Below are 14,870 nucleotides of genomic sequence, written 5' to 3'. Positions count from 1 at the left end.
GGTCAGCGATCCTGTTTCCTGAGCAGGGCCGTGGCCAGTCCGATCAAGAGGGGCACGGCCAGCAGCAGGGGGACAAACGACACCTTGAGATCGGCAAAGCCGAGCCCCTTGGAAAATGCGCCACGGGCGATGATCAGAAAATAGGTGGTCGGATAGACCGTGCCGATCGCGGCCCCGGCACCTTCCAGTGAGGAGACCGGATGGGTCAGACCGGAAAACTGCACGGCCGGCAGGAGGGTCAGGATAGCCGTGCCGAACAGGGCGGCGATCTGGCTCCGCATGAAGGTGGAAATCACCAGGCCCAGCGCGGTGGCCGCGATCACATAGAGAAGCGCCCCGGCCGACAGGGCCGCGAAGCTCCCCTTGAGCGGGACGCCGAAGACGAAAATCGCCAGCAGGGTGAGGAGCAGAAAGCTGAGCATGGCGAGTGCCACGTAGGGGAGTTGCTTGCCCAGGAGAAATTCCAGCCGGGTGACCGGCGTGACATAGAGATTGACGATGGAGCCCAACTCCTTTTCACGCACCACCGAGAGCGCGCTCAGCATGGCGGGGATCAGCATCAGAAGGAGCGGGATCATGGCCGGCACCATGGCCACCAGGCTCTTGACATCCGGGTTGTAGCGATAGCGGATCGCGATGTCGGCCGCGGAGGCCGTGGCCGCAGTGCCGAGCTTTTCCCGCACCAGGGCCGTCAGCCACTGGGCGTGCATCCCCTGCACGTAGCCACGGATCGTTTCAGCCCGTTGTGGCATGGCACCGTCGATCCAGGCGCCGACGGCGACCGGGGAGCCGCGCCGCAGGTCGCGGGCAAAGCCGGGCGGGATCTCGATTGCCAGACTGATCTCGCCGGCCCGCATCCGCCGGTCCAGGTCGTCGTAGTCTCTGAGGGGCGGGCGCTCGATAAAGTAGCGGGAGCCGGCGAGGCTGAGCAGATAGTCGCGGCTGAGCGTGGTCTGGTCCCGGTCCAGAGCGGCAAAGGTCAGATTCTCCACATCCATGGTGATGCCGTAGCCCATGACGACCATCAGGATCACGCTCCCGAGCAGGGCCAGGGTCAGGCGGATCGGATCGCGAAAGAGTTCCAGCGCCTCGCGCCGGGTATAGCTGAGCAGCCGTTGCAGGCTGAAGAAGCCGGAGGGTGCTGCCGGTGGAGCAGGCTGGCCGGCGCGGGGAGCGGAGGGAATGTCTGCCGTTTCCGCCGCTATGCTGATGGGAGTAGGTGCTGCGGCATCGGTGGCTTCTTCCAGATAGCCGATGAACGCCTCTTCCAGCGATGCTGCCCCGCGAGCTGCGATCAGGGCTGTTGGCGCGTCGCTGACCAGCACCCGTCCGGCGTGCATCAGCGAGATCCGGTCGCACCGCTCCGCCTCGTTCATGAAGTGGGTCGAGATGAAGATGGTGACCCGATCCCGGCGCGCCAGTTCAATCATGATCTGCCAGAAGCCATCGCGCGCCACCGGGTCGACCCCCGAGGTCGGCTCGTCCAGGATCAGCATCTCCGGCCCGTGGATCATGGCCACGGCCAGGGAGAGCCGCTGGCGCTGCCCCAGCGGCAGCGCGTCGGGGAGGCTTTCCATCACCCCGTCCAGGCCGAAGCGCTCCGCCATCTCCCGTACACGGGCGGGAATCCGGGCTTCCGGCATGCTGAAGAGGCGCGCGTGTAGGACCAGGTTCTGCCGCACCGTCAACTCGCCGTAGAGGGAAAAGGACTGGGTCATGTAGCCGACCCGGCGGCGGGTGTCGATGTCGTGCGGGTCCACCGGCCGGTCAAAGAGCCGGGCCTCGCCTTCGCTGGCCGGCAGGAGGCCGGTCAGCATCTTCATGGTAGTGGTCTTGCCGCAGCCGTTGGAGCCGAGAAAGCCGAAGATCTCCCCCTGCTCGATACGGAAGCTGACATGATCGACAGCAATGAAGTCGCCGAAGCGCATGGTCAGATCATGGGCCTCGATGGCGGCCTTGCCGTCGGGTTCTGCCTCCCGCGGCGGGATAATGACCGGTTGGTAGCCCTCGCGCTGCGCCTGGGGCAACAGGGCGATGAATGCCTCTTCCAGGGTCGTGGTGCCGGTCTGGGTCAGGAGTTCCCGCGGCGTGCCAATGGCAAGCACCCGACCGCCGTTCATTGCCACCAGCCAGTCGAAACGTGCGGCCTCCTCCATGTAGGCGGTGGCGATCAGCACGCTCATGCCGGTCCGACCGGCACGGATGCGGTCGATCAGTTCCCAGAACTGGCGGCGCGACAGGGGGTCGACGCCGGTGGTCGGTTCGTCCAGGATCAGCAGGTCGGGGTCGTGGATCAGGGCGCAGCAGAGGCCCAGCTTCTGCTTCATGCCGCCGGAGAGCTTGCCTGCCGGCCGGTCGGCAAAGGGTGCCAGGCCGGTGGCGGCCAGCAGCTCGGCAATGCGCCGCTCCCGCTCCTGGCGGCCATGACCGAACAGCCGGGCGAAAAACTCCACATTCTCCAGCACCGACAGGGTTGGATAGAGATTCCTGCCGAGCCCCTGGGGCATATAGGCGATACGGGGGCAGACCGCACGGCGGTGGCGCCTGTCGGCCATGTTGCCCCCCAGGACGTCTATCCGGCCGGACTGGATGGCACGGGAGCCCGCGACCAGCGAGAAGAGGCTTGACTTGCCCACGCCGTCCGGCCCGATGACGCCGACCATGCAGCCGGCCGGCAGTTCGAGATCGACCGCAGCCAGCGCCAGGGTCTTGCCGTAGCGCTGGCTGACCCCCTGCAGCCTTGCTACGGGCGGCAGGGGCGCCCGGATGGCTTGCGGATCGCAATCGCTCATTGCGGCAGCTTCACCTGCAGGTGGGCGGGCCACGGCTTGGCGGCGTCGAGCCGCACATAGGCCATGCCGGGCAGACCGGTCTTGACCTGGGTGATATGTTTCCGGAGCAGCTCCACGGGGATCTGGGCGCGCAGGCGGAACATCAGCTTTTCCCGCTCACTGGCCGTCTCCACGGTTTTGGGGGTGAACTGGGCCACATCGGCAACGAACGATACTTTGGCGGGGATTACATACTGGGGAGCGGCGTCGAGGATCAGCCGGACCTCTGAACCGAGTGCGACCCGGCCGGCCGCGGTCGTCGGCAGAAAGAAGGTCATGTAGACATCGCTCAGGTCGACCAGGCTTAAGACCCGGCCGCCGGCGGCGACCACCTCGCCGGGTTGGGCGACCCGGTATTGTACCCGGCCGTCGCGGGGGGAGACGAGGGCGCTGTCCCGGATATCGGCCTGGACCCGTTCGACCGTGGCCTGGGCCGCTGCAACGGCTGATAACGCCCCGGAGATCTGGGTCCGGACCGTTGCGATGGTCGCCTCGGCGGCAGCGACCTGGGCGCGGGCCGCGCTTACGGCTGCCACGGCGCTTTTGAGCCGTGTGCTGTCGTCGTCAGCCTCTTGTCGCGACATCGCGCCCCGTGAGACAAGGTCGGACGAGCGTGCTTCGTGCTGTTGTGCGTTTTCCAGTTCTGCTTCGCGCTGTCCGACCAGTGCCAGTGCCGCTGCCTTTTCGCTTTGGCGTTGTACCAGCTGGCTGCGCGTGGTGGCAACCGAGTCGCGCGTCTTCTGCAGCTCGGCCTCGGCCTGGCGGAGCTGGGCTTCGAGCACCTCGGTGTCCATTATCGCCACCTTCTGCCCGGCAGTGACGAACTCCCCTTCGCGCGCCAGGATATCCTTTATCCGGCCGGCGGTCTTGGCGGCGATGTCGATCTCCACCGCTTCGATGCGGCCGTTGCCGCTGACGAGACCGCGGTCTCTGTCGTTGCCGGCGAACTTCTGCCATGCAACGATACCAAGAATCCCCATAACCAGCAGTCCGGCGACGATGATCAGCCATGTTTTCCGTGGTTTGGTCATGGTACCCTCTCTTTGCCAGTGAAGATATTACAGCCAGTCGGTCAGCATTACCCCCACCCCAAACCGGTTGGTGGAATGGTTGTAATCCACGAGGCTTTCACCATAGCCGTTGAAATATTGGACATACCCCTTTAGATGCTTGTGGAGGGGGAAGCTCCAGTCCAACTGCACCGCTCCCTTGTTCCCGGATGTGCGCAGGTTGTTGCGCAGCATCAGGGTCAGGGTGTGCTCCCCCAGTTTTTGCAGGGCAAACAGTTCCCCATAGCCCAGATATTTTTCCATCTGCGGGTTGTCATCATCCTCCCTGCTTTCGGGGATACGGAACCAGGGCCTCAGGGAGACGTAGGTGTCGCCCGCGCTGAACAGGAGGTTTGCGACGATGCGGTTCCAACTGCGGGACAACGGTTCTCCCCGCCCGTTGGATTGGTGGTTGAAGCCGAGGGTGATCATCTGGCTGGTCATGCCCAGCAGTCTGGAGCCGGTATGGAATGCCAGGAAGGCCTCGGGTTCGAAGTTGATCTCGCGAAAGGGTGCGGATGAGCCGCTGTTGTATGCCTGCCAGAAGGCAAGTTGGCTGTAGGCCACATAGAGTGTGCCATTGTCGCCGAAGATGTCGTCCCAGAGCGCGGTCTTGATGCTCAACTGGAATTTGACCTCAAGGTTGTCGAGATTTTCGTCCCGGCCTGCCAGGTTGGCATATACGGCATTATTGGGCGAGGTGTTGTAACTGACGGGAAGCAGGTAGTTGGTTTTGTGCGGCAGGATGGAAAATCTTGATTCCTTGGCCTGTTTTTCATGGTGCAGCCGTTGTTGCAGGGCAGAGTCCTGCGGAACGGATGCCCCTGGCTCGGCGGGCGGTGTTTCTACGGGGGCGACGGGCGAGGGGAGCTGTTCGGTCCGGGCAACACCCGCTGTACCTGCGATTGTCGACAGGAAGAAACATATGACAAGTATGGCGCGTCGTGAAGCGGTCACGTGCTGGCACTCCCCTCAACCCCTACGGAAGTTTGGGCGAATATGCTCTCACTGCCTGTTCGGTGAGTCTCCCCGCTTGCTGATGAACAGGAGGCACATCAGGACAAAGCCCACCGTTCCGCCTAACAAGAACCCGCAAGTAAAGGCAATCCATACTGTGCTCATATGATTGTCTCCGTTTCATGCCCAAAATAACGTTGCGTTCATTCAGGCACGCTTTTGCCTTGGAAAGGCTGCCTGCCCCCCGGTCCGGAGGTCTCTCACAAAAACGGTCAGTGCCTGAAAAGCAGGTGTATCAGATTTATGGGCCAGTCCGGGTGCGGTTCCCTGACCAGGAACGTGTAGGCCATCATGACGGCAAGCAGGGCGATGACGAGGTACAGAACCATTCTTGAGGGTTTCATCCCATGCTCCTCCGGTTTGCTGCCGCGCTGCCGCTACTTCGTCCCGCCACCCAGAACCTTGTACAGCGTCACCAGATTGCTGATGCGGGAGAGGCGGACGCTGATCAGGTTCTGTTGGGCGCTGTAGAGGGAGCGCTGGGCGTCCAGAACCTGCAGGTAGCTGTCGACCCCTTTCTCGTAGCGGGCCTGGGAGAGGCGGTAGCTCTCGGAGGTGGCGTCGGTGAGCGATTGCTGCGCCGCCACCTGCTCGTCAATGGTCCCCCGCAGGGCCAGGGCATCGGAGACTTCCCGGAATGCGGTCTGGATCGCCTGTTCGTACCGGGCCACCGCAATGTCCCGATCTACCTCTGCCACCGTGAGCCTGGCTTGGTTGCTGCCGGCGGTGAAGATCGGCAGGGTGATACGGGGGGCAAAGCTCCAGGCAAAGGCATCGCCGGTGAAGAGGCCGGAGAGTTCGTCGCTGCCGAAGCCCACGTTCGAAACCAGGGTGATGCTGGGGAAGAAGGCCGCCCTGGCCGCGCCGATGTTGGCGTTGCTCCCCCTGAGCAGGTTCTCGGCCTGGAGGATGTCGGGACGGTTGAGCAGCACCTCGGACGGCAGGCCCGGCGCCAGCTCCTTCAGGGCGGTCAGCGTTTCGGAAAGGGACGGCGGCAGCAGGTCCGCCGGGATCTTCGAGCCGACCACGAGGGCCAGGGCGTTCTCGTCCTGGGCCACCAGGGTGGTGTAGCGGGCAATGTCAAGCCGCGCGGTGTCCACGCTGGTCTGGGCCTGGTGGAGGTCGAGGGCGGAGGAGACGCCCGCCTCGTAACGGCTCTTGGTCAGCTGGAAGGATGACTGCTGGCTCGTCAGGGTCTCTTTGGCGAGCTTCAGCCGCTCGCGGTCCGCCCCCAGGGCCAGGTAGGTGGTGGCAACCTGTGAAACCAGGCTGATCTGCACGCTGCGCCGCGCCTGCTCGGTAGCCAGGTACTGCTCCAGGGCCTGGTCCTTGAGGCTGCGCACCCGGCCGAACAGATCCAGTTCATAGGAGCTGACGCCGAGGCCGACGCTGTATTGATGGATGGTCCGTGCCTGGCCGGTACCGGAAAAATCCTCGGGCAGCCGCTGGAACGCGCCGTCGGCAGTGGCATCGACCTTGGGGAAGAGGTCGGAGCGCTGGATCTGGTACTGGGCCCGGGATCGCTCGATATTGAGAACGGCGACGCGGAGGTCGCGGTTGTTCTCCAGCGCCAGGGCGACCAGTTTCTGCAGCCGCTGGTCGACGAAGAACTCCTGCCAGGGGATATCGGCCAGCGGCTTGTCCGCAGGCTTGGCTGCCGCTTCCCCGTAGGCGGCACCGCTGGGCCATTCGGCCGGCACCGGCGCGGCCGGCCGGCTGTAATTCGGGGCCATGGTGGTGCATCCCGCCAGGCAGAGGAATACCCCCAAAGGAAGACACAAGGCTGTTGTCATCCGGTTCATGTCAATGTTCCTCCAATGATTCGATTGGCGTGGCCAATCGCGTGGGCTGTTTTTTCCGGGCAAAGAGACGCGAGACCATGACAAAGAAAAACGGGATAAAGATCAGGTCGATAAAGGTGGCCGAGAGAAGGCCGCCGGTCACGGCGGTACCGATGGCGTTCTGGGCCGCTGCCCCGGCCCCTTTGGTCAGGGCCAGCGGCAGGGTGCCGAAGAAGAAGGCCAGCGAGGTCATGATGACCGGCCTGAGCCGGATCTTCACCGCCATCAGGGTGGCCTCGACCAGTTCATGCCCCTGGTGCATCTGATCCTTGATGAACTGGATGATCAGGATGGCGTTCTTGGTGGAAAGACCCACGGTGGTGAGCAGGCCGATCTGGAGATAGACGTCGTTGGGCAGTACCCGCAACGTGACCGCCGTAACCGCACCCACCAGGCCGAGCGGCAGCATCAGCAGGTTGACGAAGGGGATCGTCCAGCTCTCATAGAGCGCAGCAACCGCAAGGAAGACCACCAGCAGCGATATGGCATAGAGCGCCGGGGCCTGGGCGCCCGCCTTCTTTTCCTCGTAGGAGAGACCGGTCCACTCGTATCCCATGCCGGTCGGCAGCTGGGCCGCCATCTTTTCCATCTCTGCCATGGCCTCTCCGGTGCTTACGCCGGGCGCCGCCTGCCCCATGATTTCGACCGACGGGATGCCGTTGTAGCGCTCCAGCCGTGGCGAGCCGTACTGCCAATGGGCGGTGGCAAAGGCGGAGAAGGGCACCATCTCCCCCTTGTTGTTGCTGACATACCAGCTGTTGATATCTTCCGGCAGCATCCGGTACCTGGCGTCGGACTGGAGGTAGACCTTCTTGACCCGACCGTTTTCGATGAAGTCGTTCACGTAGGAGCTGCCCCAGGCAGTGGCCAGCACGTTGTTGACGTCGGCAAGCGAGACTCCCAGGGCGCCGGCCCGCACGTCATCGATATCCAGCTTGAACTGGGGTGAATCGTCCTGGCCGTTGGGCCGGACCGCGATCAGCTTGGGATTCTTCATGGCCATCCCGAGCAGCTGGTTGCGGGCCTCCATCAGCTTGTCATGCCCCAGGCCGCTCCGGTCCTGCAGCATGAAGTCGAAGCCGTTGGCCTGCCCCAGCTCCACCACTGCCGGGGGTGAAAAGGCAAAGGCCAGGCCGTCCTTGATGGTGGAAAAGGCGCCCATGGCGCGGCCGGCAACGGCAGCCGCCTTCAGGTCAGGGGACTTGCGCAGCTTCCAGTCCTTGAGCTTGACAAAGGCCAGCCCCATGTTCTGGCCGCGACCGGCAAAGCTGAAACCTGCCACGGTAATGATGGTGTCCACCGTCTTGGTTTCGCGCTCCAGGAAATGCTTTTCGAGCTGCTCGATCACCTTGATGGTCCGCTCCTTGGTGGCACCGGCCGGCAACTGCACTTGGCAGATGATGAACCCCTGGTCCTCATCCGGCAGGAAGGCCGTCGGGAGCCGCAGGAAGAAGACCGCCATGGCCGCCACGATGGCGCCATAGACCACCAGGTAGCGGACCGGCTTGCCAAAGGAGCGACCGACGATCCCTTCGTATTTTCCCCTTGCCCAGTCGAACCACCTGTTGAAGTGGCGGAAGAAGCGGCAGAACCAGCCGCACTCGCCCGGCGTGTGCCCCTTTTCCACCGGTTTGAGCAGGGTTGCGCAGAGCGCCGGGGTCAGGATCATGGCCACCAGGACCGACAGGATCATGGCGGCGATGATGGTGATGGAGAACTGGCGGTAGATGACCCCGGTGGAGCCGCCGAAAAAAGCCATCGGCAGAAAGACCGCCGTCAGTACGGTGGCTATGCCGACCAGGGCGCTGGTGATCTGCCCCATGGACTTGATGGTGGCGTCGTGCGGGGAGAGCCCCTCCTCGGACATGATCCGTTCCACGTTTTCGACAACCACGATGGCGTCGTCCACCAAGAGGCCTATGACAATGACCAGGGCGAACATGGTCAGGGTGTTGATGGAGAAGCCGGCGGCCGACAGGACGCCCATGGTCCCCAGGAGCACCACCGGCACCGCGATGGTGGGGATCAGGGTGGCCCGGATGTTCTGCAGGAACAGGAACATGATGATGAAGACCAGGAAGACCGCCTCGATCAGGGTCCTGACCACCTCCTCGATGGAGATCTTGACGAAGGGGGTGGTGTCGTAGGGGTAGACCACCTGCATACCTGCCGGGAAGTATCTGGAGAGCTCCTCCATCTTGGCCTTGACCCGGTTTGCCGTATCCAGGGCGTTGGCGCCGGCCGCCAGCCGGATCGCCATCCCCCCCAGCGGTTTCCCCTTGTAGCGGGCTTCGATATCGTAGTTTTCCGTGCCGATCTTGCTGACGGCCACGTCTTTCAGCCTGACCGTGGAGCCGTCGCTGTTGGTCCGCAGGATGATGGCGTCGAACTGCTCAGGGCTCTGCAACAGGGTGCGGGCGGTGATGGTGGCGTTCAGCTGTTGCCCGATTTCCGCCGGGGTGCCGCCGAACTGGCCGGCCGACACCTGGGCGTTCTGCGCCTGCAGCGCGGCGATCACATCGTTGGTCGTGAGATGGTAGTTGTTCAGCTTGGCAGGGTTCAGCCAGATCCGCATGGCGTTCTGGGTGCCGAACATCTGGACTTCACCCACCCCTTCCACCCGGCTGACGATATCCTGGACGTTGGATACCATGTAGTCGGACAGGACGTGGCGATCGTAGCGGCCGTCTTCCGAGACGAGGCCGATGATCAGCAGGAAGTTCTTGGTGGATTTGACGACCTGTATCCCCTGTTTCTGCACGATCTGGGGCAAGAGCGGCGTGGCCAGCTGCAGCTTGTTCTGCACCTGCACCTGGGCGATGTTGGGGTCGGTGCCGGCCTTGAAGGTCAGGTTGATGGAGACTGCCCCGGCAGAATCGCTGGTGGAGGACATGTAGATCAGGTTGTCGATCCCGTTCAGCTTCTGCTCCACGACCTGGGTGACCGTATCCTGGACGGTCTGGGCCGAGGCGCCGGGATAGGTGGCATTGATGGTGATCTGCGGCGGCGCGATGGGCGGGTACTGGGAAACCGGCAGCGTCTTGATCGCCAGAAGGCCGGCCAGCATGACCATGATAGCGATTACCCAGGCAAAGATGGGACGATTTATAAAAAACCGGGACATAGGGGGAGCTCCTTATGATTTCAACTGGCGAAACCTTTTCACCACGGAGACACGGAGGCACGGAGAAAACAAAAACGGACGGGTTAAAGCAAAATCATTCATCCGGCTGTTTCCTTAATAGAGACGTGAGCTGTACTCCTTGTCTCCGTGCCTCTGTGGTGAGTTGATCATGAACTATTTCTTCCCTGCCGGCGCAGCTGCTGGTGCTGCCGCGCCCTCTGGCTTGGCCCCGAACGGCACGACCTTCACCGGTGTACCGGGCCGCGCCTTCTGGATACCTTCGAGGATGACCTGGTCACCCGCCTTGAGCCCTTCGCTGACCAGCCAGTTTTCGCCAACGGTCCGGGCAACCTTGATGACCCGCGGTTCCACCTTGCTTTCTGCCCCGACCACCATGACCATCGCCTCGCCCTGCGGATTCCGGGTGACGCCACGTTGCGGGACAAGGATCGCCTGGTCGCTTACCCCTTCCTCGATGATGGCCTGCACGAACATGCCGGGGAGCAGGGTCTGCTTCGGGTTCGGGAAGATCGCCCGCAGGGTGATGGAGCCGGTGCTCTGGTCGACGGTCACTTCCGAAAACTTCAGGGTGCCGGGCAGCGGATAGGGGCTGCCGTCCTCCAGGATGAGTTTCACCTTTGCCTGGCTGGCGCCGTTCTTTCTGATCTCGCCGCTGGCGAGATTCCGCTTGAGGCGGAGCAGATCGGCGCTGGATTGGACGACATCCACGTACATGGTGCCGAGCTGCTGCACCGTTGCCAGTGCCGTGACCTGATTGGCGGTCACCAGTGCCCCGTCGGTTACGGTGGAACGGCCGATCCGCCCGGAGATGGGGGCGGTTACCTTGGTGTAGGCCAGGTTGATCCGCGCGGTGTCCACTGCCGCTTTTGCCGCAGCCACATCGGCCTCGGCCTGTTTCAGGGCGGCGCTGGCATCGTCGTAATCCTGTTGGCTGACTGCCTTGATCTTGGCCAGGTCGCGGAAGCGTTCCTCCTTCAGCCGGGCCGGGATGAGATTGGCTTCAGCCCTGGAGAGTGAGGCGCTGGCGCTGTTGTATGCCGCCCGGTAGGTGGAGGGATCGATCTGGTAGAGCACTTGCCCCGCCTTGACATCGGAACCTTCGGTAAAGAGGCGCTTCTGGATGATTCCGCTGACCTGTGGGCGCACCTCGGCAATCAGGTGAGCCGATGTCCGACCGGGCAGTTCCGTGGTCAGGGATACGCGCTTGGGTTCTACCACCACGACCCCGACCTCGGGAACGGCCTTCTGCTGTGGATTGGTGGCATTGGTCTTTTTCCCGCATCCGGCGAGCAACAGCCCGCAGACTGCGAGACCCGCAGCGGCCATAAGGATTTCGGCTCTGTACGTGCTTTTCATGGATACCTCTGCAATGTGCAAGTTTGCCAGCCCTGCGGGCTGGTCATGGGTGGGGTGGCATTAACGGCCAACCGGCCGCTAGTTCTTTTTCTTCACCAGGACGACGATGACCGTCAGCGTCCATGCTGCTATGACAAGTGTGACAAACAGCTTCATGTTCGCCTCCTCGCGTAAATTGGAGTGAATGTTCATTCCATAATGGATATATGGTAATTACTGCCCGCAGTGCGCTGCCGGTGCGTTCAGCGTCTGATCCCGTCCCAGCAGGCCTCGATGGTCCGGGTGATCATGGCTTCGTCCAGGTGGACAAAACCGAGGATATGGTCGCGCGCCACCGAGATCAGGGGGCCGAAGGCCAGGTCGAACAGGATGACGAGGGGGAAATCCTTGAGCACTTGCTGGGCCAGGCCTTGGTCGAACAGCTCCCGGTAGACCTCGCACCTTTTCTCGTTTCCCAGAAGCTTGTCCCGCCGGAAGGCCACTCCGTAGGGGGAGTTGTGAAACTGCTCCAGGTAGCGGAAATGCAGGGGGTGCTCGATAAAGTAGCGCAAGAGCGCCGTGCCCAGATGGAGAAAGCGCGCCCTGAACGGGGCTTCGGTGGAGTAGCCGTCCAGGATGTACGGGTACATCAATCCTTCGAGTGTCCGGTACAATTCGTTGATGAGGACATCCCGGTTCTCGAAATAACGGTAGATCGTCCCGGCCCCCACACCGGCCCGTTCGGCGATCATGGCCATGGGAGCGCCATGGAAGCCCTGTTCCGCCATTAATTCCAAAGCCGCGCGGATGATTTCTTCACGCTTGTCCGGTTTTGACATAGATCGCCTTCCATATTCGGAATGAATGTTCATTCAAAATATCGTCATGTCACGGGACTGTCAAGAATATTTTCCGGGTTAAGGAGATGCAGTGTGCCGGCGCTGCCGGGGGGGTACCGAAAGAGAAAGCAAAGAAAAACAAGGTAATGGACAGATTGCTGGGTAGGACGGGGCGATCCGGGCAGGGATTTTTTCATCGAACAGGGGTGGGAATGAGAAAACCCGCCGTATCGAGCGGCGGGTTTTCTTGTGCGCAGAGAGTAGTACTATTCGTGTATTTTGGTCACGTCGTCGCTGGTCGAGGCCTTCTTGAAGTTCCTGATGCCGCTTCCCAGCGCCTGGCCGATCTGGGGCAATTTGGAGGGACCGACCACGACCAGGAGGATGGCCAGGATGATGAACAGCTCCGGCATACCGATGCCAAACATTTTTTATCTCCTTTCAGGCATGGACGTTTCTTTCTGCCGGTCCGTCACGCCGCCATGGGCAGGACGGCAACGCCGTCTGCTGCAAGGTCTTTCAGGATCATCCCGGCTACGTCGTCGAGACGAGCCTGGAGGGTGGGGGAGAGCTGGTCGCTTGCGTCCAGCGATTCCGGGATGACGCCGATTAGGGTGATCCGGTCCGGGCTGCCGCCGCGCATCTCGCTCAACAGCAGCATCTCCTGGATGCCGATCTGGTGGGGGGAGAGCTTCACCGGGATCCGGTTCAGCATGATGTCGTCCTTCTCGAAGCGGAGCAGTTCCCCCGGCGTTCCGGCCGCCTCGACCACGTCGATAATGTAGGCCCGCTCGGCCTCCTCGAACTTGTGGGTCACCATGATCCCCAGGGTGCCGCCGTCGTAGAGCTCGACCTCCTCGGGGAACGAGTAGTGTTTTTCCAGGTATCTGATGCAGTGGACCCCGAACCCTTCATCGGAAAGGAGCAGGTTGCCGGCACCAAAAATCAATGTTTTCATAAGAGTTTCCTTTTTTTTGTTGCCTGCAAACGCTCAATTTTTCGCAAGATCAAGGCTGTCGAGGGATTGAGCGGAGGCGTAGCAGCGCTACGCCGCACAATCAATCCCGAAGACTTACGCAGATATTGCGGAAAAGTGGGCGTTTCCTACAATACCTTGACCGAGGTGATTTCCTTCCCTTCCGGGTCCACTGCATGCACCGCACAGGCAATGCACGGGTCAAAGGAATGGATGGTCCGGAGCACCTCCAGCGGCTTGTCCTCCTGCGCCACCGGGTTTCCCACCAGGGATGCCTCGTAGGGGCCGAGATTCCCCTTTTCGTCGCGGGGAGAGGCGTTCCAGGTGGAGGGGACCACGGCCTGGTAGTTCTTGATCTTCTTGCCGTCGATCACCATCCAGTGGGAGAGGCTGCCGCGCGGCGCCTCGTGGAACCCGACCCCCTTGTATTCGCCGCTGGGGATCTCGGTGTGGTTGGCGTAGATGGTGTCACCCTTGCCCAGGTTGGTAACCAGCTTGTCCAGGTATTCCAGGGAGAGGTCGGCCATGAGGTGGGCCCTGATGGCCCTGGCCCCCAGGCGCCCCATGGTGGAGTGGAGGTCGCGCACCGAGACGCCGATCTTCTGGCAGGTTGTATCCACCAGCTTCTTGACCTTCTGGTTGCCGCCGGCATAGGCGGCAAAGAGCTGGGCCGGCGGCCCGACCTGGACCGGTCTGCCGGCGAAGCGGGGCGACTTGCACCAGCTGTACTTGCCGTTTTCCTGGAAGTCGGTGTACTCCGGCTTCGTTTCCCCTTCCCACGGGTGGTGGGTTGCGGAACCCTCGTACCAGGCATGGGCGACACCTTCGCTGATATTGTCGATCAGGTAAGGGTCCTGGTGATTGGTGATCGCCTTGAAGGTGCCAAGGTCGCCGTTGAAGAAGATTCCACCGTTCAGGGCGAACTGGGTATTCTTGGTATCTTCGGGGAATTCGGGAACGGCCAGGTAGTTGGTGACCCCGGCACCGTATTTGAACCACTCCTTGTAGGCAGAGGCGATGGCGATCATGTCGGGATAGTAGACCTTCTGCACGAAATCCCTGGTCTCTTCCATGAGCGAGCGGAGGTAAGCCAGGCGCTCCATGTTGATGGTCGTCATGTTCTCCAGGTTGAGGGCGGTCGCCACCCCGCCGACCACCAGGTTCTGGATGTGGGGGTTCTTGCCGCCGAGGATGGCGCCGGCCTGGGCCGCTTTGCGCTGGTAATCGAGCGCCTTCAGGTAGTGGGCCGTGGCGATGAGGTTGATTTCAGGGGTCAGCCGCATGGCCGGGTGCCCCCAGTAGCCGGAGGCGAAGATCCCCAGCTTGCCGCCACTGACAAAAGACTTCAGCTTGTCCTGGACCGCCTTGAACTCCTTTTCGCTGTTCCCCGGCCAGTCCGAGAGGCTCTGGGCGATCTGGGCGGCCTTTTTCGGGTCGGCCTTGAGGGCGGCCACGATGTCGACCCAGTCCAGCGCCGACAGGTGGTAGAAATGGACGATGTGGTCCTGCACCGAGTGCTGGGCCATGAGGATGTTGCGCACATACTGGGCGTTGAGCGGGACATCCACCTTCAGGGCGTTTTCCACAGACCTGATGGACGAGATGGCGTGCACCGTGGTGCAGACGCCGCAGAAGCGCTGGGCCAGCGACCAGGCGTCCTGGGGGTCCTTCCCTTTCAGGATGGTTTCGATGCCGCGCCACATCTGGGCTGACGACCAAGCCTTGGCGACCTTGCCGCCGTTGACCTCGACATCGATCCGGAGGTGACCCTCGATGCGGGTGATGGGATCCAGGGTGATTCGTTTCGACATGCAGTTTCTCCTCTATGAATAAGGTA

Annotated in this window: 11 protein-coding genes; all 11 read right to left on the bottom strand. The window is 62.3% G+C overall.

Annotation, left to right across the window (positions count from 1 at the left end; translation table 11 throughout):
• Window positions 1–2: 2 nt before the first annotated feature.
• The gene (locus GJT30_06540; GenBank protein MSM39261.1) at window positions 3–2,792 is read right to left on the bottom strand and encodes a ribosome-associated ATPase/putative transporter RbbA; all 2,790 of its coding nucleotides are present in this window, start codon (window positions 2,790–2,792) and stop codon (window positions 3–5) included.
• A complete protein-coding gene (locus GJT30_06535) occupies window positions 2,789–3,862 on the bottom strand; it encodes an HlyD family efflux transporter periplasmic adaptor subunit (protein MSM39260.1) in 1,074 nt (357 codons plus the stop codon). Before GJT30_06535 ends, GJT30_06540 begins: the two co-directional genes overlap by 4 nt.
• A 27-nt stretch (window positions 3,863–3,889) precedes the next feature.
• Window positions 3,890–4,795, bottom strand: a complete 906-nt coding sequence (locus tag GJT30_06530; protein MSM39259.1) for a phospholipase — start codon at window positions 4,793–4,795, stop codon at window positions 3,890–3,892.
• A 90-nt stretch (window positions 4,796–4,885) separates the two neighbouring features.
• A complete protein-coding gene (locus tag GJT30_06525; protein ID MSM39258.1) occupies window positions 4,886–5,002 on the bottom strand; it encodes a DUF3789 domain-containing protein in 117 nt (38 codons plus the stop codon).
• Window positions 5,003–5,274: 272 nt separating this feature from the next.
• Window positions 5,275–6,699: an AdeC/AdeK/OprM family multidrug efflux complex outer membrane factor gene (adeC, locus tag GJT30_06520; GenBank protein ID MSM39257.1), complete on the bottom strand. Its 1,425-nt coding sequence runs from the start codon at window positions 6,697–6,699 to the stop codon at window positions 5,275–5,277.
• Window position 6,700: 1 nt separating this feature from the next.
• Entirely contained in the window at window positions 6,701–9,862 is a 3,162-nt protein-coding gene (locus tag GJT30_06515; GenBank protein ID MSM39256.1) for an efflux RND transporter permease subunit, read from the bottom strand.
• Between the two features lie 174 nt (window positions 9,863–10,036).
• Window positions 10,037–11,239, bottom strand: coding sequence for an efflux RND transporter periplasmic adaptor subunit (locus GJT30_06510; protein ID MSM39255.1), 1,203 nt, complete (start codon window positions 11,237–11,239; stop codon window positions 10,037–10,039).
• Between the two features lie 242 nt (window positions 11,240–11,481).
• Window positions 11,482–12,057, bottom strand: coding sequence for a TetR family transcriptional regulator (locus tag GJT30_06505; protein ID MSM39254.1), 576 nt, complete (start codon window positions 12,055–12,057; stop codon window positions 11,482–11,484).
• Window positions 12,058–12,323: 266 nt separating this feature from the next.
• Window positions 12,324–12,485, bottom strand: coding sequence for a twin-arginine translocase TatA/TatE family subunit (tatA, locus tag GJT30_06500; GenBank protein MSM39253.1), 162 nt, complete (start codon window positions 12,483–12,485; stop codon window positions 12,324–12,326).
• 44 nt (window positions 12,486–12,529) lie between these two features.
• A complete protein-coding gene (locus GJT30_06495) occupies window positions 12,530–13,015 on the bottom strand; it encodes a hydrogenase maturation protease (protein MSM39252.1) in 486 nt (161 codons plus the stop codon).
• A 146-nt stretch (window positions 13,016–13,161) separates the two neighbouring features.
• Entirely contained in the window at window positions 13,162–14,844 is a 1,683-nt protein-coding gene (locus GJT30_06490; protein ID MSM39251.1) for a hydrogenase 2 large subunit, read from the bottom strand.
• Window positions 14,845–14,870 lie beyond the last annotated feature (26 nt).

It is taken from the genome of Geobacter sp. (assembly GCA_009684525.1).
GTDB lineage: Bacteria > Desulfobacterota > Desulfuromonadia > Geobacterales > DSM-12255 > Geoanaerobacter.
This window is presented reverse-complemented; position numbering and strand designations above follow the sequence as displayed.

Coding starts and splice junctions, on each gene's coding strand:
- GJT30_06540 (MSM39261.1), bottom strand. CDS start 2,792: ATGAGCGATTGCGATCCGCAAGCCATCCGGGCGCCCCTGCCGCCCGTA.
- GJT30_06535 (MSM39260.1), bottom strand. CDS start 3,862: ATGACCAAACCACGGAAAACATGGCTGATCATCGTCGCCGGACTGCTG.
- GJT30_06525 (MSM39258.1), bottom strand. CDS start 5,002: ATGAGCACAGTATGGATTGCCTTTACTTGCGGGTTCTTGTTAGGCGGA.
- adeC (MSM39257.1), bottom strand. CDS start 6,699: ATGAACCGGATGACAACAGCCTTGTGTCTTCCTTTGGGGGTATTCCTC.
- GJT30_06515 (MSM39256.1), bottom strand. CDS start 9,862: ATGTCCCGGTTTTTTATAAATCGTCCCATCTTTGCCTGGGTAATCGCT.
- GJT30_06510 (MSM39255.1), bottom strand. CDS start 11,239: ATGAAAAGCACGTACAGAGCCGAAATCCTTATGGCCGCTGCGGGTCTC.
- GJT30_06505 (MSM39254.1), bottom strand. CDS start 12,057: ATGTCAAAACCGGACAAGCGTGAAGAAATCATCCGCGCGGCTTTGGAA.
- tatA (MSM39253.1), bottom strand. CDS start 12,485: ATGTTTGGCATCGGTATGCCGGAGCTGTTCATCATCCTGGCCATCCTC.
- GJT30_06495 (MSM39252.1), bottom strand. CDS start 13,015: ATGAAAACATTGATTTTTGGTGCCGGCAACCTGCTCCTTTCCGATGAA.
- GJT30_06490 (MSM39251.1), bottom strand. CDS start 14,844: ATGTCGAAACGAATCACCCTGGATCCCATCACCCGCATCGAGGGTCAC.